Source organism: Tabrizicola sp. BL-A-41-H6 (assembly GCF_050632395.1).
Classification (GTDB): Bacteria; Pseudomonadota; Alphaproteobacteria; order Rhodobacterales; family Rhodobacteraceae; genus JAUYQR01.
The window spans coordinates 599,142-624,240 of the sequence record NZ_CP192600.1 but is presented as its reverse complement, the minus strand read 5'-3'; the positions used below and the strand labels follow the sequence as shown (position 1 = coordinate 624,240).

Below are 25,099 nucleotides of genomic sequence, written 5' to 3'. Positions count from 1 at the left end.
CGCCAGACCGACACGTCCGCGTGAGGAATTCGTCGCAAATCTTGCGCGCTTCGTGATCGAGGCGCATCTCACAGCGAAGGCAACAGGAGGCTTTGATGGCCCAACTTCGCAAGATCCTTCTCGTGGACGATGATGACGACCTGCGCGAAGCGCTGAGCGAGCAACTGGTGATGACCGAGGATTTCGACGTCTTCGAAGCCCGCACCGGCGCCGAAGGCATGGAAAAGGCCAAGGCCGCGCTTTACGACCTTGTAATCCTCGACGTGGGCTTGCCCGACACCGATGGTCGCGAACTCTGCCGCCGGATGCGCAAGGGCGGCGTGAAATGCCCGATCATGATGCTGACCGGCCACGACACCGACAGCGACACGATCCTTGGCCTTGATTCGGGCGCCAACGACTATGTGACCAAGCCCTTCAAGTTTCCGGTGCTTCTGGCCCGCATCCGCGCGCAACTGCGCACCCACGAACAGTCCGAAGACGCGGTGTTCCAGATGGGCCCCTACACCTTCAAGCCGGCGCAAAAGATGCTGATCGACGAGAAGGAAAAGAAGATCCGCCTGACCGAAAAGGAAACCAACATCCTGAAATACCTCTACCGCGCCAGCCAGAGCGTGGTGGCGCGGGATGTGCTTCTGCACGAGGTCTGGGGCTACAATGCCGGTGTCACCACCCACACCCTGGAAACCCACATCTACCGCCTGCGCCAGAAAATCGAGCCCGATCCCTCGAACGCGCGTATCCTTGTGACCGAAAGCGGAGGGTATCGTCTGGTGGCCTGAGGCAAGCGAAGCGAGCAGGGCGGCATGGGTCCGTCTTGCAACAACCGCAAAATCTTTCGCTTCGGGGCTTATTATAGCCCGATTCCCTTGTTAACCTTTTCACATGCACAGGTTGTGCTCACGGTTCCCCTTGTCGCGTCGGGGTTATGGCGCGGCATCCTCCCTGTTGGACCTGGCCGGGCTTCTTGCCCGGCCTTTTTTTTACCTTGCTTGATCCCAGTCAAGTCGCGGTCGCGCAATCCGGCCTAGACGTTGGTCACCTCCCTGATCAATCTGGGCCGGGCCATGCGTCCGGCCTGTTTTTCACCCGCAGGCGCCGCTTCCAAATCTGCCACCGCTGCGCCATATGTGACAGGCCCAGCCCGGAGCTTGCCCATGCCCTTCACCCTCGCCACCTGGAACATCAATTCGGTCCGCCTGCGCGAAGGTCTTGTGGCACGGCTGATGGCCGAGGAAAGCCCCGACATCCTGTGCCTGCAGGAATGCAAAAGCCCGGTTGAAAACATTCCGCTCGCGCAGTTTCAGGCGCTTGGCTACCGCTACATCGTGGCGCGCGGGCAAAAGGGCTACAACGGCGTCGCGATCCTGTCGAAGCTGCCGATCGTCGATGCGGGCGACAAGGATTTCGCCCAGCTTGGCCACGCCCGCCACGTCTCGGCCCAGCTGGAAAACGGCGTCACCATCCACAACGTCTATGTCCCCGCAGGCGGTGACATTCCCGACCGCGAGGTGAATGTGAAGTTCGGCCAGAAGCTCGATTTCCTGACCGAGATGCGCGACCATTTCCGCTGGGAACGCCCTGACCGCGCCATTCTGGTGGGCGACCTGAACATCGCCCCGCGCGAGGATGACGTCTGGGATCACAAGGCCCTGTTGAAGATCGTCAGCCACACACCGATCGAAGTGGAACACTTCGGTCAGGTGATGGACGCGGGCGGATGGCAGGACGTGACGCGCGACCACATCCGCGACGGGCGGCTTTACAGCTGGTGGAGCTACCGCGCCGCCGACTGGCACGCCGCTGACAAGGGCCGTCGGCTGGATCACATCTGGGCCACGCCCGATATCCTGTCGGCGTCCCATTCAAGCCGCATCCTGCGCCCCGTCCGCGGCTGGGAGCAGCCATCCGATCACGTCCCGGTGTTCGCGACCTTCGATCTGTAGGCAGCCACGGACCACCGCGCCACAAGGCGCGCCTGTCGCCTTCTCGGCTGACTACTGCCCCGCGATCATCGCCCGCAGCACGGCTTGCGCGTTTTCGCTGTCCCACTCGGCATCACCGATCAGCCGGGCGACTTCCTGCCCCTCGGGGTTCAGGATGACTGTCACCGGCAGGCCCAGAACGCCCATCGCCCGCGCAAGCTGCGATTTAGGGTCGCGCAGCACCGGCAGCTTCACCACCGCCGCCTCCTCATAAAACCGCTGGATGCCTTCCACCGCGTTACGCCCCGTTGCCACCGGCAGCACCGCGATCTCGGGCATCGCCACCTGCAACCGGTCAAGCGAGGGCATTTCCTTGCGGCAAGGCGCGCACCATGTGGCCCAGAAGTTCAGCACCACCCATTTGCCGTGATAGTCGGCCAGCGCATGTTCCCCGTCAGCCGCGTCCAGCAGCACCGCATCCGGCACCGGCGCGGGCGACATGTGGATCGCCAGTTTCTTCATGTCGCCGTCGCGCAGGCCCGCCACATCGGCGGCGGCCGCATTTGCACCAAAGGCCAAGGCCGTATAAACGACCAGCAGAGTTTTCCGCAGCATCATCCCTCGCAAGGCCGCATCCATGACCGCTTCGCCCGAAACCCCGTCCGCCAACCAGATGTGGGGCGGGCGTTTCGCCGCTGGGCCGGATGCCATCATGCAGGCGATCAACGCCTCCATCGGCTTCGACCAGCGGCTCTACGCGCAGGATATCGCGGGCAGCCGGGCCCATGCGGCGATGCTGGCCGCCACGGGTATCCTGACCAATAAGGATGCCGAAGCGATCGGGAAAGGCCTTCTCACGGTCTTGTCAGAGATCGAGGCCGGGAATTTCCCGTTTCGGGTGGAATTGGAAGACATCCACCTCAACATCGAAAGCCGCCTGACCGAGATCGTCGGCGATGCCGGCAAGCGGCTGCACACCGCGCGCAGCCGCAACGATCAGGTTGCCGTCGATTTCCGCCTCTGGGTCCGCGACCAGTGCGATGCCGCGATCACCGGGCTTGACGCCCTGATGCGCGCGTTTCTGGCGCAGGCCGAGGCCGGGGCCGATTGGGTGATGCCGGGCTTCACGCACCTCCAGACCGCGCAGCCGGTGACATGGGGCCATCACATGCTGGCCTATGTCGAGATGTTCGCCCGCGACCGCTCGCGTTTCGTCGACGCACGCAAACGCATGAACGAATGCCCCCTTGGCGCGGCGGCCCTTGCCGGCACCTCGTTCCCGATCGACCGCCACATGACCGCTGCCGCCCTGGGCTTCGACCGCCCCACCGCCAACAGCCTCGACTCAGTCTCCGACCGCGACTTCGCGCTTGAATTCCTTGCGGCTTCCAGCATCACCGCAATGCACCTTTCGCGCTTTGCCGAAGAACTGGTGATCTGGTCCTCCGCCCAGTTCCGCTTCGTGCGTCTATCCGACCGCTGGACCACCGGCTCATCGATCATGCCGCAGAAAAAGAACCCCGACGCGGCAGAGCTTCTGCGCGCCAAACTGGGCCGCATCCTTGGGGCCACCGTGGCGCTTTTCACCATCATGAAAGGCCTCGCGCTGACCTATTCCAAGGACATGCAGGAAGACAAGGAACAGGTCTTCGACGCCGCCGATACGCTGATGCTGGGCTTGGCGGCAATGACCGGCATGGTCGCCGACATGACCGCAAACCGCGACACGCTGAAAACTGCCGCCGCATCCGGTTTCTCCACCGCGACAGACCTTGCCGATTGGCTGGTGCGCGAACTTGGCCTGCCGTTCCGCGAGGCACACCACGTGACCGGCACTTTGGTCGCGCTGGCCGAACGCGAGGGCGTCGATCTGCCCGACCTGACGCTTGCCCAGATGCAGACCGTCCACCCCGGCATCCGCGCCGATGTGTTCGACGTGCTGGGCGTTGAAAATTCCGTCCGCAGCCGCACCTCTTACGGCGGCACGGCACCCGATCAGGTGCGCGCCCAGATCGCCCGCTGGCGTGATATCCTTGCCTGACGCCCGCCCCTGAAAAGGACCCCGACGATGAAGCCTGCAACTCTCCTTGCGCTTTTCCTCCTGGCTGCCTGCAGCGACCCGAGCCTTAACGCGGGCATCTCCATCGGGGCGGGCGGAATAGGCATCTCGCCCTCGGTCTCGGGCGGTGTCGGAGACGGCCGGTTCAGTTACAGCCCATGAAGGACAATGCGATGAAATTCACGCTGATAGCCGCCTTGCTTGCCCTTGCCGCCTGCGGCGCTGATGGCCCACCTGAAAAGCCCACCCGGTCTACCACTCCGGCCCCCGGCGTGCAGATCACCGGCGAGGCGCGGGTCGGCGTGGTCTCGAATTGAGCCCGCTGCGCCTAACCTACCTCGCCCTCGCCATCTGGGGCGCGATCCATCCGATGTACTGGTTCGTGACCTACATGAACGAAACCGGCACCGGCCTGTCGGGCCTGATCGACGCCTGGTACGTCAATGCCTCGACCACCGGGCTGACCTGGGATCTGACCATCGCCGCCATCGCGCTGACCGTCTGGATCCTTGCCGAAACCACAGCGCGCAAGGCATGGCTCAACCTTATCGCCATCCCGGCCACCTTCTGCATCGGCGTCAGCTGCGGCCTGCCGCTTTACCTCTTCCTGCGGTCGCGCGCCAACGGGTGAATTGCGCGGCGCGTGGCGTCTGCTATACGCGCCGGGGGTTTAACCGCAGGATCGGGGCCATGGATCATTTCCTTTACCGCAACGGCATCCTTCATGCCGAGGACGTTGCCATCCCCGACATCGCGGCCACCGTGGGCACGCCCTTCTACGTCTATTCCACCGCCACCCTGACCCGGCACTACCACCTCTTCACCGAGGCGCTCAGCCCGCTGCCGCACATGGTGTGCTTTGCCATCAAGTCGCTTTCGAATATCGCCGTCCTCAAGACATTGGGCGACCTTGGCGCCGGGATGGACGTTGTCTCGGGCGGCGAATACCGCCGCGCCAAGGCAGCCGGCGTGCCGGGTGACCGCATCGTGTTTTCCGGCGTCGGCAAGACGCGCGAGGAAATGCGGCTGGCCCTGACCGGCGGCATCCGCCAGTTCAACGTCGAAAGCGAACCGGAACTCCGCGCGCTGTCCGAGGTTGCCACCAGCCTTGGCCTGACCGCGCCGATCACCATCCGCGTGAACCCCGATGTCGATGCCAGGACGCACGAAAAGATCGCGACGGGGAAAAAGGAAAACAAGTTCGGCATCCCCATCGCCCGCGCGTCCGAGGTTTACGCCGAAGCCGCCCGCCTGCCCGGCCTGAAGATCATCGGCATCGACGTGCACATCGGCAGCCAGCTGACCGATCTGGAACCCTTCGAGCAGGCCTACCTCAAGGTGGCCGACCTTACCCGCCAGCTCCGCGCCGAAGGCCACACCATCACCCGCCTTGACCTTGGCGGCGGGCTTGGCATCCCCTACGAACGCTCCAACACCGCGCCGCCCCTGCCCACCGATTACGGTGCCCTCATCAAGCGCACCGTGGGCGACCTTGGCTGCGAGATCGAGATCGAGCCCGGTCGCCTCATCTCCGGCAACGCGGGCCTCCTCGTCGCCTCGGTGATCTATGTGAAGGAGGGCGAAGGCCGCGATTTCCTGATTCTCGACGCCGCGATGAACGATCTTGTCCGCCCCTCGATGTATGGCGCGCACCATGACATCGTGCCGGTGATCGAACCCGGCGCCGCCACCGAACCGCAGGCCTTTGATGTGGTCGGTCCGGTGTGCGAAACCGGCGATACCTTCGCCAAGGCCCGCCCGCTGGCGCCGCTGCATGAGGGCGATCTGGTCGCCTTCCGGTCCGCCGGGGCTTACGGCGCGGTGATGGCGTCGGAATACAACACCCGGCCCCTGATCCCCGAAGTTCTGGTGCATGGGGATCACTTCGCCGTCATTCGCGCCCGTCCGACCTTTGACGAAATCCTCAATCGCGATACCATCCCCGAATGGCTGTGACACCCCGTCACGCCAGAAGGCAGGTTCGATGACCCGACGCGCGCCCCCGGCCACGCTGCAATCCCTCGTCTGGCCGATGCGGCTGACGCTTCTTGGGCTGTGGGCGGAACGGCTGGCGCGGGCGTTCTGGCCGCTCTGGTCGCTGATGCTGGCCACCGTCGCCGCGTTGACCTTCGGCGTGCAGGACCTCGGCCCGCTCCTTTGGGTGCAGATCGCCGGCGCGGTGATCGCCCTTGCCGCCCTTGCGCTTCTTGTGCTTGGCTTGCGCCGCTTCCGCCGCCCGACCGCAGGTGACGCGCTCGATCGGCTGGATGCCACGATGCCCGGCCGCCCCATCGCCGCGCTGACCGACACCCAAGCCATCGGCACCGATGACCCCGCCTCGCTTGCCGTCTGGCAGGCCCACAAGGACCGCATGGCAAAACGCGCGGCCGCAGCCCAACCCGTGCGCCCCGACCTGCGCCTGTCCTCGCGCGACCCGTTTTCGCTGCGCTACGTGGCCCTCACCGCCTTCGTCATGGCCGTCCTCTTCGGCTCGTTCTGGCGCGTCACCTCTGTCGCGGGCCTCGCCCCCGGTGCCGCCGAAGCGATGCCCTCGGGCCCGACATGGGAAGGTTGGGCGCAGCCCCCTGCCTACACCGGCAAGCCGACGCTCTACCTCAACGACATCACCGCCACCACGCTGGAACTGCCCACCGGCACCCGCGTGCAGGTCCGCCTGTACGGCGCCGAAGGCAGCCTGACCGTCGAACAGACCATCGCCGCCGCCGCGCCCCCGCCCGCGCCATCCGCCGAACCCGCAGCCGCCGTGCCGGACGGGATGCAGGGCGTCCACGACCTGACCGTCGCGCAATCCGGTCGCCTTGCCATCGAAGGCCCCTCGGGCCGCGAATGGCAGATCGCCGCCAAACCGGACGCAGGCCCCACGATCGCCATATCCGGCAACATGGGGCGCGAGGCTGACGGCCGCTTCAAGCAGGGTTTCACCGCCAGCGACGATTACGGTGTCGTTGCCGGCCGCGTCACCATCACCCTCGACATGGCCGCCGTCGACCGCCGCCACGGCCTGACCGTTGACCCCGAGGCTGTCGAACCAGTCACCCTCGACCTGCCGATGCCGATGACCGGCAAGCGCACCGAGATGACCGAAATGCTGGTCGACGACCTGTCGAAACACGTCTTCGCCAACCTGCCCGTGACGATGGTTTTCGCTGCCGTCGACGCCGCGGGGCAGGAAGGCCAGTCCGCCCCCTATGCCGTCACATTGCCCGGCAAACGCTTCTTCGACCCGCTCGCTGCCGCACTGATCGAGATGCGGCGCGACATCCTGTGGAACCGCGTCAACGCCCCCCGCGCCGCGCAGATCCTGAAGGCCGTCACCAACAAGCCCGAAGGTTTCATCCGCCACGAACGCGCCTTCCTGCGCCTGCGTGTGCTGATGCGGACCCTCGACGCCCAGAAGGCAGCCCTCACCACCGAACAGCGCGACGCTCTGGCCGAGGAGCTTTGGCAGATTTCCCTGATGGTGGAGGAAGGTAACCTCCACTCCGCCCTCGAACGCCTGCAACGCGCACAGGACCGGCTGGACGAAGCCATCAAGAACGGCGCCTCGCCCGAGGAAATCGAACAGCTGATGCGCGAAATGCAGCAGGCGCTGAACGAATACACCCGCGAACTGGCCGAAGAGGCGCAGCGCAACCCCGGCGACCAGCAGCAGTCGGAAATGATGCAAGGCCAGATGATGTCGGCCGATCAGCTTCAGCAGATGATGGACGAACTCCAGCGCCTGATGGAAGAAGGCAAGACCGCCGAAGCAGCCGAGTTGATGGAACAACTCCGCCAGCTGATGGAAAACATGCAGGTGGTGCAGGGTCAGGGCGGGCAGGGCCAAGGCCAGGGCAGCCCCGGCCAGCAGGCCATGCGCGACCTTGGCGACACGCTGCGCGACCAGCAGGAATTGTCCGACGACGCCTACCGCGATATGCAGCAGGGCGAAGATGGCCAACAGCCCGGCGACCAGCAGCAAGGCGAAAACGGCCAGCAGCCGGGCGAACAGCCCGGCCAAGGGCAGGACGGCCAGCAGGGCCAAGGTCAGGGACAGGCCCAGGATCAGGGCACCCTGACCGACCGCCAGCGCGACCTGCGCCAACGCCTGAACCAGTTGCAGAACGGCCAGCTTCCCGGCGACGGCACCGAACAGGGCGAGGCTGGCCGCCAGAAACTTGACGACGCCGGCCGCGCGATGGAAGAGGCCGAGGATGCCCTGCGCGACGGCGATCTTGACGGCGCGCTCGACCGTCAGGCCGACGCGCTGCAATCCCTGCGCGACGGGATGCGCAATTTTGGCGAGGCGCTGACCCAGGAACAGCGCGAAAACCGCGACGGTCAGGGCGGCGAAGAGTTTGGCCGCGCCGACCCGAACGGCCGCGATCCGTTGGGCCGCGAGGCTGGCGAGGATAGCGCCCGCATCGGCTCGGACCAGAACATGGTGCAGAACGACCCGAACCAGCGCGCGCAGGAATTGCTTGACGAGATCCGCCGCCGCTCCGGCGACCTGACCCGCCCCGGCGAGGAACTGGATTACCTCAAGCGCCTGCTCGAGATGTTCTGACGCGGGCCGGATCACGCCAAATCCGCCCCGGGCCCGCGCTTTCAACCGCTCCGCCATTCCCCGCGCACGGTTTCCTTCCCAGGCGCTTCCTCCTAGGCTGACCGCATGACACCCCAGCCCCGCATCGCCGCCCTTGATCTTGCCCGCACGCTGGCCGTCGTCGGCATGGTGATCTTCCACTTCACCTTCGATCTGCAGATGTTCGGCCACGTCGCCCCCGGCACGACGCAGCTGCCGTTTTGGTATTACTTCGCCCGCCTCGTCGCCGGGAGCTTTCTGTTTCTTGCCGGGGTCAGCCTGTGGCTGGCGCATGGGCGGGGCATCCGCTGGCCCGCGTTTTGGCGCCGGTTCCTGATGGTCGCCGGGGCGGCGGCGCTGGTGTCGATCGCCAGCATCTGGGTTACACCCGGCGGCTTCATCTGGTTCGGCATCCTGCACGCCATCGCCATCGCCAGCCTTATCGGGCTTTTGTTCCTGCAGCTTCCCACCGTGATCACGCTGGCGGTGGCGGCACTCGCCTTTGCGTTGCCGTGGGTCGCAATCGACGCACGCTTCGACAGCCTGTGGCTGATCTGGCTGGGCCTTGCCGAAACCCGCCCCTTCATGGCCGATTACGTGCCCCTTCTGCCGTGGCTCGCGCCGTTCCTTGCCGGGATCGCGCTTGGCCGCATCGGCAGCCAGACCGGCCTCTGGGCACGCCTGACCCGCAGCACCAGCCCCGCGTTCCGAAAGTTGACCTTTCCGGGCCGCCACAGCCTTGTGATCTACCTGTTGCACCAGCCGTTGCTGGTTGCAGGCTTCATCGCCTACGCCTGGATCGCGCGCTAAGAAAACGGGTCCTGCACTTTCGCGCAGGACCCTACTGGCAGCTGAAATACTCTCTGGCAGAATGCCGTCGAAAGAGACGAGCCCCGCAGTGGGGCGTTGTTGAAAACATCTTCACTCGTTACCCCTTAAGTATAGCTTACTATCCGGTTAAGCGCTCCCCCTCCGGGTGTAGACAAGCCGTTTCCATATGCAGCCACGTCTCAACCCAAGGCTGTATTTCCTCTGCCAGCCGCGCCCTTTCCCTTTGCCGTCCAGTGCGCTAATCCCTTTCCCGGGCTGCTTTCGGGGACCACGCAATGAAATTCACGCTTTCCTGGCTTCGGGACCATCTCGAAACCACCGCCACCATCGACCAGATCACCGAAGCGCTGACCGACCTCGGGCTTGAGGTCGAAGGCGTTGAAGACCCCGCCCGTGTGCTGGGTGCCTTCCGCATCTGCCGCGTGATCGAGGCGGTGCAGCACCCCAACGCCGACCGCCTGCGCCTGTGCCGGGTGGAAACCTACCCCGATGGCCCCGGCGGCCGGATGGAAGAGGTGCAGGTCGTCTGCGGCGCCCCGAACGCCCGCACCGGCCTTGTCGGCGTGTTCGCACCCGTGGGCACCCACGTCCCCGGCACCGGCGTTGACCTGAAACCCGGCAACATCCGCGGCGTCGATTCGAACGGGATGCTCTGCTCGGAACGCGAACTGATGTTGTCGGACAACCACGACGGAATCATCGACCTGCCCGCCGACGCCCCCTTGGGCGCACGCTTCATCGACTGGCGCGGCCTCAATGATCCGATGGTGGAAATCAAGGTCACCCCGAACCGCCCCGACGCGCTTGGCGTGCGCGGCATCGCCCGCGACCTTGCAGCCCGCGCCATCGGCACCCTGAAGGCGCACCGCATCGACCCGGTGAAAGGCGCCTTCCCCTCGCCCATCGCCGTGCGCATCGACGACGCACTGAAGGCCAAAGGCTGCCCCCATTTCGCTGGTCGCCTGATCCGCGGCGTCAAGAACGGCCCCTCGCCCGACTGGATGCAGGCGCGGCTCAAGGCCATCGGCCTGCGGCCCATTTCAGCGCTTGTCGACATCACCAACTACTTCACCTTCGGGCTGAACCGCCCGCTGCACGTTTTTGACGCGGCCAAGGTGAAAGGCGACCTCCGCGTCCACGCCGCAACGGGTGGCGAAACGCTTCTCGCGCTCGACGGCAAGACCTACACCCTCGCCCCCGGCCAGATGGTGATCTCCGACGACCACGGCCCAGAATCCCTTGCCGGCATCATGGGTGGCGAGGCGTCTGGCTGCACGCCCGATACAACCGACGTGTTCCTCGAATCCGCTTGGTGGGACCCGATCACCATCGCCGCCACCGGCCGTGCGCTGAAGATCAACTCCGATGCCCGCTACCGCTTTGAACGCGGCGTCGATCCCGCCTTCACCCTGCCGGGGCTGGAGGCCGCGACCCGCATGATCCTTGATCTTTGCGGCGGCGAAGCCTCCGACATCGTGCAGGACGGAGCGCCGATCGACACCCGCCGCGCCTACCGGCTGAACCCCGCCCGCGTGATCTCCCTCGTCGGCATGGATATCCCCGAGGCCACCCAGCGCGCCACGCTGGAGGCGCTCGGCTTCACGCTGGATGGCGCGATGGCCACCCCGCCCTCGTGGCGCCCCGACATTCTGGGCGAGGCTGATCTGGTCGAGGAAGTCGCCCGCATCGCCTCGCTGACGAAACTGAAAGGCGCACCCCTCGCCCGCACCCTCCCCGGCGTGCCGAAACCGATCCTGACGCCGCTGCAAGTGCGCGAACGCAGCACCCGCCGCACGCTGGCAGCGCTTGGCTACAACGAATGCGTCACCTACAGCTTCATCGACCAGACTTCCGCCGCGCTCTTCGGTGGCGGCGCTGATGCCGTGCGCATCGACAACCCGATCTCGTCGGAAATGTCGCACCTGCGCCCCGACCTTCTGCCCGGCCTTCTGCAAGCCGCCGCCCGCAATCAGGCGCGCGGCTTCATGGACCTTGCCCTCTTCGAGATCGGCCCCGCCTTCCACGGCGGCGAACCCGGCGACCAGCACCTGCAGGCCGCCGGCCTTCTGATCGGTCAGGCCGCCCGCCGCGACCCGCATGGATCGCGCCGCTTGGCCGATGTCTACGACGCCAAGGCCGACGCCGAGGCTGTGCTGGCAGCCCTCGGCGCGCCCGCCCGCGCCCAGATCACCCGGACCGCCGCCGCGTGGTTCCACCCCGGCCGCTCCGGCGTGATCGGGCTTGGCCCCAACGTCATGGCCACCTTCGGCGAAGTCCACCCCCGCATCCTGCAAACGCTGGATGTGAAAGGCCCCGCCTTGGCCTTCACCATCCTCATCGCCAACGTGCCCTACCCCAAGGTGAAAACCCCCACCCGCCCGGCGCTTGTGATTTCCGATCTGCAAGCCGTCGACCGCGACTTCGCCTTCACAGTTGACGCAAAGGTGGAGGCGCTGACCGCCGTCAACGCCGCCCTCGGTGCTGACAAGGCGCTGATCGAAAGCGTCCGCGTGTTCGACCAGTTCACCGGCGACAAGGCCGAGGCGCAGATGGGCGCAGGCAAGAAGTCCATCGCCCTCGCCGTTCGCCTGCAACCAAAGGACAAGACCCTGACCGAAGCCGAGATCGAGGCGGTCTCTGCCAAGATCGTGGAAAAGGTCACCAAGGCCACCGGCGGCACGCTGCGCGGATAAAAAAGGGGGCAGGTTCGACCTGCCCCCATCGTCATGAAAATTGTTCTGTCCGAAAGTCTTAGAAGCCATAGACGAGCGCGACACCAAGCTTGCTGTCGGTTTCGATATCACGGCTGTCGTTGTATTCGGTCAGATAGCTGACCCGCGTAGAAAATGCGTCCGTCATCTTGAAGCTAACGCCCAGGTCGTTGTTCACCCGCAGCGCCGAATCCGACTTCAGGATATCGGTATCGTTGGTCATGAAGATGTTTTCGTTGAACGCATAGTAGAACCGCGACGACGCGATATAGCCGATCTCGGTTTCGCTCATCAGGTCACCGTATTGCAGATAGCTTACGCCGACACCTGCCTGCACACGCCAGGTCATCTGATCGGTGTTGAAGACGCGGTAACCGGGACCGACACCAAGGAAAGCGTCACGGCGCACAAAGTCTTCCGGGCCGGTCAGCGGGTCGGCATCATCAAGGCCGCCCTCTTCCGCAAGCCCGTCCATCTCGATCCGGCCAAGGACGAAACCGTAGAAACTGTCGTTGAAGTACAGGTTCGCATCATAGACCGCGAACAGGTCTTCTGTCGTCGAGGTGCCTTCGTCGTCGCTGAATTCGATTGCGGTACCAATCGACTGCACAAAGTTGCCTTGCGCATAGCGCAGACGCGCGCCGATCGTCAGATCCTGGCTTTCGTTGTTGCCGGTCTGGCCCGAATAGGCCAGCGAGGCCGAACCCGACAGGCCCGGCCGGAATTCCGGATTGCCAAAGCGGCTTTCGTCTTCCGAACGGTCAAAATCGTCCTGCACGTTCTCTTCGATATCGTCCAGACGGTCGTTCAGCGTGTCGATGCCGGTCAGTTCGGTTTGCGCGGCAGCGGCGCCCGCCAGCATCAGACCAAAGGCCGACACGGACGCCAGAAGGGTAACATGTTTCATGGCTCATCCTTTCAGAGGTGGCTGCGGCCCAAAGGTTCAAGCCGCGAAATGCCTTGACCCCGATCTATGCGGCGGGCGCCCTGAACTGAAATTCGGAATACTTGAGGCTGTGGCCAGCATTACTCATGGAACAATTCCAACGGTGGCGGAACGGCCCAAGCCACTTTCAAGCCGCTGTAATACCTTGATTAATCTGTCTTGCCCGAACCTTTGGCACGCCATCGTCCGCCGCGTCAGCGCCAATACCGGTGGTTTCCGCATCGCGCACCGCCGCAAGCAGTGTCGTTCGCGCAACGCTTGTCAGGTCTTCTTCCAGGCTTTCGCGCCACACCGCCCAGGCCTCCTGCGCCATGCGTGGTGCATCGGGCACTACGGCCAGCCTTTCCGTGGCAATCAACCCGGCGCACTGCGTCATCGGCAGATAGGCGGACAATCCCTGCTGCAGCAAAAGCGGCAGTGCAGGGCAGCCCGTGTCCAGCGACAGGGCCGGCTCAGCCAGTTCCAGCCGGCCAGCGTGCAGCGCGCGAAACTGCGGCCCCCAATCGATGTTGACATAGCGGCCATGCAGGTCAGCCAAGGACGGTTTCGGCCATGCCGCCACCAACACCAACTCGTCCTCTGCAATGCGTTCGGCCCGCAACCCCGCCCCGGCCAGCGGGCCGTAGGTCAGGCACGCCTGCACCTCACCTTCCGCCATCGCGCGGGCCAGCACGGTAGGCGAGCCTGTCTCGCCACGCAGTGAAAGATCATCCCGCGCCTCGCGCAGCTCCGCCAGCCAGCGAAACCCGATGCCCGGCCACAACCCCGCCTCGGCCCCGATCACCAGCGTGCGGCTGCGCCCCTCCGCCGCCGAGATTTCCTGCCGCGCCCGTTCCCACGTCTGCAATAGCGCCGTTGCATGCGAGGTGAACGCCCGCCCGCCCGGCGTCAGTTCGGTGCCGGTCTTCGCGCGCAGGAACAAGGGCTGGCCCAGCATCTCCTCCAGCCGCTGCACGCGCAGGCTGACCGCCGATTGCGTGACATGCAACCGCTCCGACGCGGCAATGAACGACCCGGTTTCACTAACCGTCAGAAACGTCTTGAGAAGGGCAATATCCACGCGGGTCCCCTTGGCTGGCACGGCGACCGGGGCTTTCGGTCATCGTGCCAACACAAAGCCAGCGGGAAAGTTCCCTTTGTTCATCAGGGGCTTGTCTCAGACCTCAGCGGCGCGGCAGCCAGGATCGGAACCACGCACCCAGCCGGCCAAAGAATCCGCGCGCCTGCTTTCGCGCCTCCTCCGCCCGGCCCTCGGCACTGTCCCAGACCTCGCCCGCATCGGCCAGCGCCGGGTCAACCATCCGCTCGCGGAACTGCATCCACATCTTGCGCAGCATGAAGATGATGAAGGCCAGGAACGACAGGATGATGATGTTGACCCACGGGATCAACGTCACGTCCGGCCCCTCCACCCGCGCGATGCTGACCGCGTTCGGAAAGATCGAAAAGATCGGCAAGCGCCAGCCGTAATGCGTGATCGCCACCCACTGCGGGTTGGACTTGTCGGATTTCAGGTTCTGCGCCTCGGCCTGAAGCGTGCTGCTGTCCCACTTGAAATACGGCGGCCAGAACCAGCCGGTATCCTCGTTGCGGTAGACCATCACGCTGTCGCCATCTGGGTAGACCGCGTCGATGAACCGGATGTCACGGATCGTGGCGGTGGTTTCTACCCCGGTCCCGGTATCCTCGATCGCGTAGAACATCCAGTTCGCCCCGATGGGCGTGTTCTTGTTGTAGGTGTTGATGATGTGCACCACATCGCGCTGCGGCAGCGTGTAATGCAGGAACGCCCCGATGATCAGAACGGCGAAGATTCGCAGCCCCCATTTGATCTTGGTCCACATGGCCGTTCCTTTCAGTCCCAATTGACGAAGTAGATGGTAGCGATGAAGCCGATGGTCGGAATGATATAGATAAGCCACAGCAGGCGCTTTTTCAGCCCCTTCTCGTAATGCGCCATCCCGTCCTCGATGAACGCAGTGCGCTCGGCTTGGCTTGCATCCTCACGCGCGGGGTCGCCGTCCCACGCCTTTTCCAGCTTTTCCCGTCGGACCGACCGCGAATACACCGCCGTCAGGAAGTAGGCGATCGTCAGCCCGATATACAGCAGGAATGCCAGCTTCAGCCATCCAAGGATCATTCTCGCCCCCTGTCCCGCACGCTGCGGCCCACAGCACCCCATGGCCCCACGATATCACGCGCAGGCTTCGGCCCCTCGGCCATCTGTGGCCGCTGCGCCTCGTCCATCGCAGGCTCGGGGCCGAACAGCGCCGCCCGCGCGCCTTCCCTGTCCACCTGATACTCCCGCGCAAGGAAATCCGCGACATAAGTCTTCTTCCGCTCGCTCCAGGTGGCGTAGCTTTGGTAAAACAGTTCCTTGTGGACGATATACATCTGCCGCACGTCCATCGGCGCCAGTTCCGCCAGCAGCATGTTCACCAGATCACGGTCGCGCCCCGCCTTGGCCCTCAGCGTGTAGAAATACGCCGGATGCTCCGAGGTGATCTTCGGCCAAGGCCCGCCCCCCTCCACCCAGCGCAAAAGCGCCGCCAGCCCAAGAAACTCCTCCGGCAGCGAAGACCCAAGGCGGTAGGCGATCTTCCTCAGCTCCGTCCGCCGCGCATCGCCGATCTCGATGCCAAGCGCGTCCGCCGCCTCGACCAGAATGAAATCCATCTTCTGGCGCAAGACAGCGGCCGCATCCATCCCCCGCGCCTGCACGATCGGCTCCACCAGATTGTTGCGCTCCAGCCAATCGGCGATCTGGTTGCGCAGGGTCAGGTCCATCACCTGCGCAATCGGCACCTCGCCCAGCGATTTCCACGGCAGCGTCGAAATCGCGCCCGGAAAGCGCACATCGCGAAAGATGTAGACCCCGCCGAAATGGCTGGTCCAGAAGTTCGGCTGCTGGAACGTCATCGCAGGCAGGCTGATCGGCACCCGCGTCACATCGCCGGTCTTTTTCGCAAGGCCAATCATCTCGGCAATCAGCACATCGTCGCGCCACCCGTCCGGCTCACTGCGAAACCGCGTGATCAGCGCGGCAAGCTTGCCCGCATCCGCCACATGCCCGCCGATGGTATCCGCCTCCACCGTGATCTGCCGGATGTCAAAAAGCTTGGCCGGCGTATCCACCGCATAGACCGAATTCTGCAACTCCCCACACACCGCATCCCGCGCCGTCAGCGCAAAAAGCTGCGCCTCGTTCGTCTCGATGAACTGCGTCAGAATTCCCCGGCTGGTGGAGAACTTGATGTTGAGCAAAGGCGCATCCTTCTGCGCCGTGGTCAGGAGGATGAACTGCCGGTTTGCCCCATTGGGGTTGAGGTAGAGGTCATCATCCAGCTCATCCCCGATTTCGGGGGAATAACCCGACAGGTCGATGTGGAAATCGGTCAGCTTCGTCGTCTTGCCGGTCAGATGCTTCAATGCCCGATTATACCGCTCGACAAGCGCCGGTGACGACACCTCGATCAGGTTCCCGAACATGAGACCGCGTTGGATGAGGCGCTTCATCTACAAACTCCGGTCCCGATGTTTGAGCCCTCTATCACCACAAAGGGTTTCTCACTGGCCTCCACCCAAGTATCAATCTGCATGACAACAGTGTTTACGAATGTCGCATGTTCAAAGTCTGACGCTTTTCCCGGTATGGAAGAAGCGATCACTTTGAATGAAGAGGAACGTGAACCAGCGTCGACGATAGTCTTGAGTGGGTAACTCTCATTTCCAAACCCGGAGTGATAGATGACGCCGGTCTCCATATCGACCACGAGATCATTGGCGAGATAGGCTTCCGCGAGACGGTTTAGTGCTAGGTCGCCACTTGCCGAAAGCTCGAACACCTGGCGGAGCTGACAACGCATAGAACCGGCCGTAGCTTCACACGGCAGAGCTATCATCGAAACGATTGACAGGCGTGCAACTTGGGCGGCCGTCATTGCTTGCCTTCGTGATGTTGGACGAAGCCTTCGATAGATCCGTAGCACTCCTTTACCAGCCTTTGCTGGGCGATCATCATCTTCGAGCCGCGCTCGGACCATCCGTGCGCCTCGAACATTTTTTGTGTCCCGCCATACTTCTCTTTGGCAATCCGCGCGATTGCCTTCGCGTCCCAGCCCGGTTCGTGTGCCATCACCCCTTCCCCCCTTCACCATCCACCATCCGCATCCCGATCCGCCGGTTCATCTCCTGCGCCCTGACCAGCCACACGAACGCCAGCACCGGCCCCCACAACATCGCAAACAACGCCGACCGCCCCAGAAAGAACCCCAATCGCTCCACCGGGGCCGCCAGAACCCGCGCCCAGACCCCCTCGTTGATTGCCGCATACAAGGCCAATGCCACACCGGCCCCCACCGCGAACGCGACTACCGCAGTCACCCCCACCGCCCGCGCCAGCGCCACCTGCGACAGGGTCCCGCGCCCCACCAGCCACCCCGGCAACCACGCCACCAGCGCGCACAACCCCACCAGCGGCAGGATCGTGTTCCACAGGGTCAGGCGCAGCCCCTCACTCACCCCTTCCCCTCCAGATACCGCCGCTTCGCCTCTTCCGTCCGCCCGAACTCCCGCACCATCGCCTCGATGGCCACCTCGTCCGACTTGTCCGCATAGCGGAATTCCGAATCCGCGTAGCGGTTGATCTCCTGCACGACCATCTCCACCGTGATCGGCGTCATCAGCCCCCGGATCATCGCCAGCTTCTCGTCATACCCCTTGAACAGGAACAGGTCCGGCTCCTCCATCCACGCGTCCGGCAGTTCGAAATCCATCGCCCGCACCTTCACGGCGTCGGTGATGTTCTTGATCGCGCGGCCCGTGAACCGGTCATCTGCCACCTGTATCGCCTTCAGATACGCCCCGATCTTGGCGATGGTATCCAAGGGCCCGATATCCCGCGCCACCTGATCCCAGACCTTCAAAAGCCCATCCTCATGCGGCTTCGAATGCCCTTCGAAACTGGCCGCCACCGCCTTCCGGATCTCCTGCGCCGCGAACAACTGATGGTCCCCGACCGGAATCGAGTGGTTCTTCCCCAACAACAGGCTCAGGATATCAATGTAATCCTCGCGGGTCTGCGGCCCGTCCACCAAAAACCGCGCCCCGGCCCGCTGGCGCAGCGCGTCGTCCACATTCTCCGGAAAGTTGGAGAACATCCCGAACGTGCAATTCCCCCGCACCACCGTATTGGCCCCGGCGAACGCCCCCATGAACACCGCCGTCACCTCCTGCTGACCGGCGCTGGACTGCCGATCCCCGCGCTTGCCCGCCACCTGGTCAATGTCGTCGATCGTGCCGAAGGCGATCACCGTCGGGTCCAGCACGTTGTCGATGAACGCCTTGGCGTTCTGCCCCGACTTGCCCTGATAGCTGTCGATCTGGTCGATGGAGAAGTTCTGATACCGGAACGGATACCCCGCCACCTTGCAGTAATCGTTCAGCAATCCCGCCATCATCTGAATGAGCGTGGTCTTGCCGGTCCCCGGCTTGCCATCCCCCATGAAGGTAAAGATGAACCCGCCCAACTCTGCAAACGGGTTCAGCCGCCGCTCGAAATCATAAGCCATCAGCATCTTCGCCAAGCGCAGGCTTTGATACTTGGCGATGTGGTTGCCCACCACCTCCTCGGGCTTCTTGAACTGCATGGTCAGGACGCCACCCTTGGCCGCCCGCGCCGGCTTGAAGCCAGCGATCGTCAGCCCGTCCGCCTCGACCTTCCAGCTGCCGCTGGTGAACGCCCCCATCCGCGCCGCCCCCTCGGCACGCAAGGCAACCTTCTTCATCAACGCCTCGGCAAAGGCCGCGACCACCACCACCAGCCGCACCTCATCGGTCGCCAGTGCACCAATATCCTGATCCAGCTCCCACAACGCGCCCTGCAACGCCAACGGAGCGTTATCCGTCAGCACCTCCTCCACCTCGCCGATCTCGACCGTCGCCGATCCCAGATGCGGCGCCAGCAGAAACGCCGTCGCATTGGCAAAGGTGTACAGCACCGCCAGCGCCTCGGCCTGCAAGCCTTCGGTAAACTCCGCCCGCTTGCCCTCCGGCAACCGCGCCTCAAGGTTGGCCTTCTTCAACTCTGCCAGCCCCGACTGCGCCGCCAGCGTCTCGCCCATCGCCAGCGCAATCGCGATCCCGCGCCGCAGCGCGCTCAACACCGCCGCCTGCACCGGCGACACAAGGCCATCGCTTAAGCCCTCCACCCGCTCGGCAATCCGCACCCCACCGGGCCGCGCGGTGGACCGCGTCACCATCCCCGGCACGGTGGACCGGAACCGCGGCCGCGTCCCGATCCCCGATGACCGCTCGGCCTGCGCCACGTCAACGGCTTTCGCCAGCCGCGGCGCATGATCGAACCCCAGAACCATCCCCAGCGCCGCTTCATACTGCGCCCGGATCGTGTCTTCTCTCAGTTCCATCGTGTCCCGCGTGCTCACCAGCCAACCCTTTCATCTGTCCACAAATATCTCGGGGGTCCGGGGGCTGGCCCCCGGCTAGCGCGTCGGAATGATCCGCCCGCCCGCCCCCACGACAAACTTCCTCAAATCCCGAAAGCCCGCCGGGTTCTGCTCCACCATCACCTGATAGGGCCGCTCCGGCACGATGATCATCCGCTCGGTCAGCGTTGTCCCGGTCTCGGCACCCAGCAGCGGGTCCAGCTTGTAGACCTGCCGCACATCGGTGGAAAACCAGCCATCCTTGACCGTCTCCTCCCGGTCTGACTGCAGGTCCTCCACCGTCCAGACCAGCGCCCAATCCTCGTCATCCGGCGCCTTGGCATCCTCCAGCACCTTCGAGATCGGCCCCGACTGCAAGGTAAACCCGGCCGAATACATCGGCCCAAGGATCACCCGCCGCAGCCGCACCGGGTGTAGATCGTCGAAGTCCTTGTCGAACCCGGTGGCGATGGTCAAAAGCTTCAGCCCGCCCAGCGATTGCGCCATCAGGGCCGCCTGCGCCTGCGGCCAGCGGTATTCATCGTTGGGCAGCGGCTTCTTCCCGCCATCCTCCACGTCCATCAGATAGACAACCGGCAGGTTCGCCTGCGCATCCCACACCGCCCAATGCACAAGGAAATGCCGCCGCTCGCCGACATTGGCGATCCACTGCGCATCCGGGTCATTGCGCGCCCAGAAGATCCCGCCCCGCACCAGCGCCTCGTAATAATACCGCTGCGACAGCGCGAACTGCAGCGCAGTCGGGATCGTCAGGTCACCCACGATCTGCCGCACCATCCGGTCCTTCATCTCGGCTTCCGACGGCATCCCCGCCAGATGCCGCTCGGCCTGCTGCGCATCGACCGCCATCGTCATCAATTCCTGCGCCACCGGAAACCCGCTTTCGTGCCGGTCGATGGTCAGCCTTGGCGCCGTGTCGCCGCGCCCGGTCATCAGGTACTTGTGGCTCAGCGCATGAAACGTGGTGGCGACGGCGGTCAGATACCGCCCCAGAACCCGCGTCTCGGTCCGGTTAAGCCGCCCCTCGGCCTCGAACTCCGCCGCAACCTGGCCCAGATGGCCAGAGATGCGACTGAACTTCGCAAAATAGCGCCGCGCGACCAGCGTGTCGTAAAGCTCGGCATGGTCCGACGTCAGCTGGTCCTTGACCTCGTTCGCCACTTATTCCCCATACGCGTTCTTGTCGTGCTTTTCGACAATCGCGGCGAACCGGCGCGCAAAGCGTTCATCCGCCTTCGCCTTCTGTTCAAGGATCTGGCGGGCAAAGACCATGTGCCCCTCATGCGCTTCCAGCATGTCGGCCATCTTGTCGTTGGTCGCAGCCCCAATGGCCGCCATCGCGGTCTGGGCCTCCTGGTCGGTCTTCACCCCGATCTCGTTGATCCGGTGCGCCACGTCCTGCTGCTGGGCGGTCTTCAACGACGAGGTCAGCGCGTCATACAGCACCACCCGCTGCTTGGTGTCCGTCTGCAGCTTGTTGATCAGCACCAGCTGCGTCGCCGCCTGGTTCTGCAAGCTGTCGACCCAGGTCTTGCCCTTCTCGATATAGCGCTCCAGCGTCTGGGACTTCGCCAGCTTCACCTGCTCGTCCTGCACCAGCGCGTTGTATTTCGCGTTCAGGTTGGCCAGTTCCGTCTCCAGCTTGGTGCGTGCCGAGGCGTCCTGCTCGACCGCGATCTTGTTCTCCAACTCGATGATCCTTGGGTCCAGCGCCCCAACTTCCGCCCGCACCGCCTCCAGCGCGCCCACGGTTTCTTCGCGCTCGGTCAGCGTCGAAGACAGGTTGCTCTCCACCCGCCCCTTTTGCGTGTTCAGAAGGTCAAGCTGCCCCTGCAACAGCCGCACGATCACGTCTGATTTGGAAATCAGGTCCTGCAACTTGTCATCGACCGAGGCGGCGCGCATCCGCTCCTGCCGCATCGATTCCGCCTTGGCGCTGGAAAAGATGCCGATGAAGCTTTCCATCCCGGTCTTCGACCGCATCTCTGCGAACTCCGCCGAAAAGCCTGCCGTCACATCATCAAGGCCCATGATCAGTTCGGCGATGTTGGCGTTCATCAGGTCGGTGTGCTTGTTAACATCCTCCAGCGTGGCGTTTTCCACGTCCAACGCCACACCCTGATCCAGCTTGGTCCGCGCCGCTTCGATCCTGCTGGTGATCGCGGAAATCTTCGCCTGCGCCTCGGCCACCTGAGCCTGGCTTTCCTTGATCTGCGTTTCGAAATCGGCCATCGCGCCCTCCTTTGAACCTGTCCGCATCACATATGGATGTTACGGGCAATTACATCACCCGGCGCCAAGAATTTCACCAGGCACCGCGCCGGGCAGTCTTGCCGCTTTTGCCGCAGTCGCCAAGTCCCGTTTCCAGCACCCGCCCTGCAATTCCTCTTTGCAGAAATATCCCGGGGTGCGCGAGGGGCTGGCCCCTCGCTCCCGTCGACGACATCAGACCGGAATGTTGTCGATCAGGCGCACACCGTCGATCCATGCGGCGGCCAGCATCCGTCGCGGTCGGGTCGGGTCGTCCGAAGGCATCAGCGTCTCGGCATCGCGCAACTCGATGTATTCCACCCGCTCGAACCCTGCCGCGCGCATCGTTTCCGCCGCCTCGCGGATCGCCATGCGGTCGGCATGGCCGGCGCGGATATCGTCCGCCGCCGCCGTGATCGCGGCGTAAAGCACCGGCGCCTTCACGCGCCCTGCCGCGGTCAGCCGCACGTTGCGCGACGACATCGCCAGCCCGTCCGCATCGCGGATCGTCTCGCAGCCGACCACCTCGACCGGGACGTTCAGGTCGCGCACCAGCCGCAGCACCACCTGCAATTGCTGCCAGTCCTTCTGCCCGAAATAGCCCCGGTCAGCCAAGGACATCCCGAACAGCTTGGTCACCACCGTCGCCACTCCGTCAAAATGCCCCGGCCGCATATAGCCTTCCAGCGGCTGCGCCACACCGGCCATGCTGACCGTGGTGATGAAGCCGTCCGGGTAGACCTCCTCCACCGGCGGTGCAAAGATCGCGTCCACTGGAACCGTCGCCAGCAGAGCCGCATCCGCGTCCTCGCTGCGCGGGTATTTCTTCAGATCCTCGGGGTTGTTGAACTGTTTGGGGTTCACAAAGATCGTCGTGACCACCCGGTCACACTCCCCCCGCGCCCGCCGCGCAAGGCTCAGATGCCCCTCGTGCAGCGCGCCCATTGTCGGCACCACGCCCACGGTTTCGCCCGCCGCCTTCCAGCCGCGCGACAGCGCGCGCAAGCCAGCCACCGTCCGGATGATCGGGGTCATTTCTTCACCGCAACCACGTCGGGGAAACTGTGCTCCGACGCCGGAAACGCGCCCGACCGCACCTCGGCCGCATAGGCCGCAATCGCCTCGTCCGCAGCCTTGCCCAATTCGGCATAGCGCTTCACGAACTTCGGGCGGAAATCGGTGAACAGGCCCAGCATGTCATCCACCACCAACACCTGCCCGTCGCACGCCGCCCCCGCACCGATGCCAATGGTCGGGATCGTCAGTGCCGCCGTGATCCGCCCCGCCAGACCCTCCGGCACCTTCTCCAGCACCACCGAAAACGCCCCCGCAGCTTCCACCGCCTTGGCGTCGGCCATCACCTTGTCGGCCTCCTCAGCCCGGCCCACCACCTTGTAGCCGCCCAGCGTGTTCACCGACTGCGGCGTCAGCCCCACATGCGCCATCACCGGCACGCCCCGCGCGGTCAGGAAGGCAATCGTCTCTGCCATATGCACCCCGCCCTCCAGCTTGACCGAAGGCGCCCCGGTTTCGGCCATCAGGCGGCTGGCGTTGCGAAACGCCTGCGCCGGGCTTTCCTCATAACTCCCGAACGGCATGTCGATCACCGGCATCGCCTTTGCCGCCCCCCGAACCACCGCCCGGCCATGCAGGATCATCATCTCCATCGTCACGCCCAGCGTCGACGGCAACCCGTGGATCACCATCCCCACCGAATCCCCCACCAGCACCACATCGCAATGCGCATCGACCAGCCGCGCCACCGGCGTCGAATACGCCGTCAGCACCACAAGAGGCACACCACCCTTGCGGGCGCGAATGTCAGGGGGCAGCACCGGGCGGACGGGGGCAGTCGCACTCATCTTGATGATCTCCGCGCCGGGCAGCTTTGTGCAGTTTTCGTCTTGCCTGACATATGGGCACAGGCAACTTCCCGCTGCAACAAATTTGCGCCGCACTGCAGCGGCCCGCAACGGGTTGACCTCCCGGCTCGCCTCGTCGTCAACTGCCCGAAACGGAGTAGCCCATGCCCCTGATCCAGCGCGTCACCCGCGACGGCACCGTGCCGGAAATCACCCGCCCAGATCCGGCCAAGGTGATCTTCGGCGACCCCGTCCACACCACATGGAGCCTTGAGGAAACCGATGGCCTTTACGCCGGGCTCTGGCAATCAAGCCCCGGCAAGTGGCGCATCAGCTATTCCGAGTGGGAGTATTTCCGCATCATCAGCGGCTATTCCGTGCTGACCAGCGCAGATGGCAGCGTCATCCAGCTTCACGCCGGCGACAGCATGATCATCCGCCCCGGCTATGAGGGAACGTGGGAGGTGGTGCAGACCACGCTCAAGGATTACGTCATCCGTCTGTAGACGTCGCCATCGTCGACGGCCCCGAAGTTCCCGCCGTCACCACCGGATTGTCCGGCAACGGCAGCGGGCAGTCTTCCGCGGGCAGACCCCGGCGCTTGCAGGCCGCCAGACGCTTCTTTTCGTCGCGCTCGCTGGCCTTGGCGATCTTCTTCAGATCTTTTTCCTTCTGCGCAATGGCCTGCGGCGATTCTGGCACCACACGGCCATAGGCGTCGTCCATCATCGGGCCTTCGGCAGCAAGGCTTTCCTCCTGCGACCGCACCTTGACCCGCGTGCCGGTGTCGACCCGGGAATAAAGGTCGATCGCATCCTGATTGAACAGCCGGATGCAGCCCGCGCTCGTGGCATGCCCGATCGACGCATTGTCGATGGTGCCATGTATCCGGAACATCGTGTCGCGCCCGCCGCGATAAAGATACATCGCCCGCGCGCCCAATGGGTTTTCAAGCCCCCCCGGCAGGCCCGCCGCATAGGCCGCGTACAAATCAGGCCGGGTGCGAACCATGTTCGCTGTCGGCTGCCAGGATGGCCACTCCGACTTGCGCCCGATCACGCCCGCGCCCCGGAACGACAGCCCCTCGCGCCCAACGGCGATCGGGTAACGGATCGCCCGCCCGCCATCCAGCACGTAGTAAAGCTTGCGCGCGAAGGTATCGACCACGATCATCCCCGGCTCGTCACCGGCGGTATAGGCCACCTCTTCGCGGCGGTTGCCTTCAAAGAGGTATTTCTCCGGCACCGGCTGGATGAAGAACTCCCCGTCCTGCACCCCTTCGTATCCGGGCACTTCAGCCTGAGATGTGGATTGCGTGGGGCTGCCGGCACAGGCGGCCAGCAATGGCAGGGCAAGGATCGCAGCGATCCGGGCAAAGGAGATGTTCACTGGGCAGACTCAGGGTTAGGGGCAACTGCCTCACCTTGCGCCACGCTCGCGTCCTTCCGTCAACCCCTGTTGGATCG

The 25,099-nt window shown here is 64.4% G+C and carries 24 protein-coding genes and 1 pseudogene; 10 read left to right on the top strand and 15 right to left on the bottom strand.

Going from position 1 to position 25,099, the window contains the following annotated elements:
• Nucleotides 1-95: 95 nt before the first annotated feature.
• The gene (locus ACROUL_RS03150; protein ID WP_431298095.1) at nucleotides 96-782 is read left to right on the top strand and encodes a response regulator transcription factor; all 687 of its coding nucleotides are present in this window, start codon (nucleotides 96-98) and stop codon (nucleotides 780-782) included.
• A gap of 375 nt (nucleotides 783-1,157) precedes the next feature.
• Complete coding sequence (locus tag ACROUL_RS03145) at nucleotides 1,158-1,946, top strand: exodeoxyribonuclease III (RefSeq protein ID WP_431298094.1); 789 nt, start codon at nucleotides 1,158-1,160, stop codon at nucleotides 1,944-1,946.
• Nucleotides 1,947-1,997: 51 nt separating this feature from the next.
• On the opposite strand, the gene ACROUL_RS03140 is transcribed toward ACROUL_RS03145, so the two are convergent.
• Nucleotides 1,998-2,540 carry a TlpA family protein disulfide reductase gene (locus ACROUL_RS03140; RefSeq protein WP_431301237.1) on the bottom strand — a complete coding sequence of 181 codons (543 nt, stop codon included), beginning with the start codon at nucleotides 2,538-2,540 and terminating at the stop codon, nucleotides 1,998-2,000.
• A 22-nt stretch (nucleotides 2,541-2,562) separates the two neighbouring features.
• Between ACROUL_RS03140 and argH the strand changes: the two genes are divergently transcribed.
• The 7 genes from argH to pheT all read left to right on the top strand — a co-directional run bounded on the left by argH (nucleotide 2,563) and on the right by pheT (nucleotide 12,093).
• Nucleotides 2,563-3,966 (top strand): argininosuccinate lyase, encoded by a 1,404-nt coding sequence (argH, locus tag ACROUL_RS03135; protein ID WP_431298093.1) that lies wholly within the window; start codon nucleotides 2,563-2,565, stop codon nucleotides 3,964-3,966.
• Between the two features lie 191 nt (nucleotides 3,967-4,157).
• A complete protein-coding gene (locus ACROUL_RS03130; RefSeq protein WP_431298092.1) occupies nucleotides 4,158-4,301 on the top strand; it encodes a hypothetical protein in 144 nt (47 codons plus the stop codon).
• On the top strand, nucleotides 4,298-4,615 hold the full coding sequence (locus ACROUL_RS03125) for a DUF2834 domain-containing protein (RefSeq protein WP_431298091.1): 318 nt from the start codon (nucleotides 4,298-4,300) through the stop codon (nucleotides 4,613-4,615). The genes ACROUL_RS03130 and ACROUL_RS03125 overlap by 4 nt, the downstream gene beginning before the upstream one ends.
• A 59-nt stretch (nucleotides 4,616-4,674) precedes the next feature.
• Entirely contained in the window at nucleotides 4,675-5,940 is a 1,266-nt protein-coding gene (gene lysA / locus ACROUL_RS03120; RefSeq protein WP_431298090.1) for a diaminopimelate decarboxylase, read from the top strand.
• 28 nt (nucleotides 5,941-5,968) lie between these two features.
• The gene (locus ACROUL_RS03115; protein WP_431298089.1) at nucleotides 5,969-8,551 is read left to right on the top strand and encodes a TIGR02302 family protein; all 2,583 of its coding nucleotides are present in this window, start codon (nucleotides 5,969-5,971) and stop codon (nucleotides 8,549-8,551) included.
• Nucleotides 8,552-8,656: 105 nt separating this feature from the next.
• Entirely contained in the window at nucleotides 8,657-9,379 is a 723-nt protein-coding gene (locus ACROUL_RS03110; RefSeq protein WP_431298088.1) for a heparan-alpha-glucosaminide N-acetyltransferase, read from the top strand.
• A 296-nt stretch (nucleotides 9,380-9,675) separates the two neighbouring features.
• Entirely contained in the window at nucleotides 9,676-12,093 is a 2,418-nt protein-coding gene (gene pheT, locus ACROUL_RS03105; protein ID WP_431298087.1) for a phenylalanine--tRNA ligase subunit beta, read from the top strand.
• 58 nt (nucleotides 12,094-12,151) lie between these two features.
• Here the strand turns inward: pheT and ACROUL_RS03100 are convergent, their stop codons facing one another.
• From ACROUL_RS03100 to panB, 13 genes are all read right to left on the bottom strand, one after another.
• Complete coding sequence (locus ACROUL_RS03100) at nucleotides 12,152-13,018, bottom strand: DUF481 domain-containing protein (protein WP_431298086.1); 867 nt, start codon at nucleotides 13,016-13,018, stop codon at nucleotides 12,152-12,154.
• Nucleotides 13,019-13,184: 166 nt separating this feature from the next.
• Complete coding sequence (locus ACROUL_RS03095) at nucleotides 13,185-14,117, bottom strand: LysR family transcriptional regulator (protein ID WP_431298085.1); 933 nt, start codon at nucleotides 14,115-14,117, stop codon at nucleotides 13,185-13,187.
• Nucleotides 14,118-14,220: 103 nt separating this feature from the next.
• The gene (locus ACROUL_RS03090) at nucleotides 14,221-14,901 is read right to left on the bottom strand and encodes a DUF1523 family protein (RefSeq protein WP_431298084.1); all 681 of its coding nucleotides are present in this window, start codon (nucleotides 14,899-14,901) and stop codon (nucleotides 14,221-14,223) included.
• Between the two features lie 11 nt (nucleotides 14,902-14,912).
• Nucleotides 14,913-15,197: a hypothetical protein gene (locus tag ACROUL_RS03085; RefSeq protein WP_431298083.1), complete on the bottom strand. Its 285-nt coding sequence runs from the start codon at nucleotides 15,195-15,197 to the stop codon at nucleotides 14,913-14,915.
• Nucleotides 15,194-16,573, bottom strand: a complete 1,380-nt coding sequence (locus tag ACROUL_RS03080; protein WP_431298082.1) for a DUF6638 family protein — start codon at nucleotides 16,571-16,573, stop codon at nucleotides 15,194-15,196. Before ACROUL_RS03080 ends, ACROUL_RS03085 begins: the two co-directional genes overlap by 4 nt.
• Nucleotides 16,570-16,998 carry a hypothetical protein gene (locus ACROUL_RS03075; RefSeq protein ID WP_431298081.1) on the bottom strand — a complete coding sequence of 143 codons (429 nt, stop codon included), beginning with the start codon at nucleotides 16,996-16,998 and terminating at the stop codon, nucleotides 16,570-16,572. The genes ACROUL_RS03080 and ACROUL_RS03075 overlap by 4 nt, the downstream gene beginning before the upstream one ends.
• On the bottom strand, nucleotides 16,995-17,192 hold the full coding sequence (locus ACROUL_RS03070; protein WP_431298080.1) for a hypothetical protein: 198 nt from the start codon (nucleotides 17,190-17,192) through the stop codon (nucleotides 16,995-16,997). Before ACROUL_RS03070 ends, ACROUL_RS03075 begins: the two co-directional genes overlap by 4 nt.
• Nucleotides 17,192-17,578, bottom strand: a complete 387-nt coding sequence (locus ACROUL_RS03065; protein WP_431298079.1) for a hypothetical protein — start codon at nucleotides 17,576-17,578, stop codon at nucleotides 17,192-17,194. The genes ACROUL_RS03070 and ACROUL_RS03065 overlap by 1 nt, the downstream gene beginning before the upstream one ends.
• Nucleotides 17,575-19,482 carry an ATP-binding protein gene (locus ACROUL_RS03060; protein WP_431301236.1) on the bottom strand — a complete coding sequence of 636 codons (1,908 nt, stop codon included), beginning with the start codon at nucleotides 19,480-19,482 and terminating at the stop codon, nucleotides 17,575-17,577. Before ACROUL_RS03060 ends, ACROUL_RS03065 begins: the two co-directional genes overlap by 4 nt.
• Nucleotides 19,483-19,557: 75 nt before the next feature.
• On the bottom strand, nucleotides 19,558-20,682 hold the full coding sequence (locus ACROUL_RS03055) for a hypothetical protein (RefSeq protein ID WP_431298078.1): 1,125 nt from the start codon (nucleotides 20,680-20,682) through the stop codon (nucleotides 19,558-19,560).
• Nucleotides 20,683-21,753: a hypothetical protein gene (locus ACROUL_RS03050; RefSeq protein WP_431298077.1), complete on the bottom strand. Its 1,071-nt coding sequence runs from the start codon at nucleotides 21,751-21,753 to the stop codon at nucleotides 20,683-20,685.
• Between the two features lie 213 nt (nucleotides 21,754-21,966).
• Nucleotides 21,967-22,806 (bottom strand): pantoate--beta-alanine ligase, encoded by an 840-nt coding sequence (panC, locus tag ACROUL_RS03045; RefSeq protein ID WP_431298076.1) that lies wholly within the window; start codon nucleotides 22,804-22,806, stop codon nucleotides 21,967-21,969.
• The gene (gene panB, locus ACROUL_RS03040) at nucleotides 22,803-23,633 is read right to left on the bottom strand and encodes a 3-methyl-2-oxobutanoate hydroxymethyltransferase (protein WP_431298075.1); all 831 of its coding nucleotides are present in this window, start codon (nucleotides 23,631-23,633) and stop codon (nucleotides 22,803-22,805) included. The genes panC and panB overlap by 4 nt, the downstream gene beginning before the upstream one ends.
• Nucleotides 23,634-23,797: 164 nt before the next feature.
• On the opposite strand from panB, the gene ACROUL_RS03035 reads away from it, so the two are divergent.
• Nucleotides 23,798-24,139 carry a cupin domain-containing protein gene (locus ACROUL_RS03035; RefSeq protein WP_431298074.1) on the top strand — a complete coding sequence of 114 codons (342 nt, stop codon included), beginning with the start codon at nucleotides 23,798-23,800 and terminating at the stop codon, nucleotides 24,137-24,139.
• 124 nt (nucleotides 24,140-24,263) lie between these two features.
• Here the strand turns inward: ACROUL_RS03035 and ACROUL_RS03030 are convergent.
• Nucleotides 24,264-25,022, bottom strand: a pseudogene (locus ACROUL_RS03030) (L,D-transpeptidase); the annotation flags it as partial.
• Between the last annotated feature and the right edge of the window lie 77 nt (nucleotides 25,023-25,099).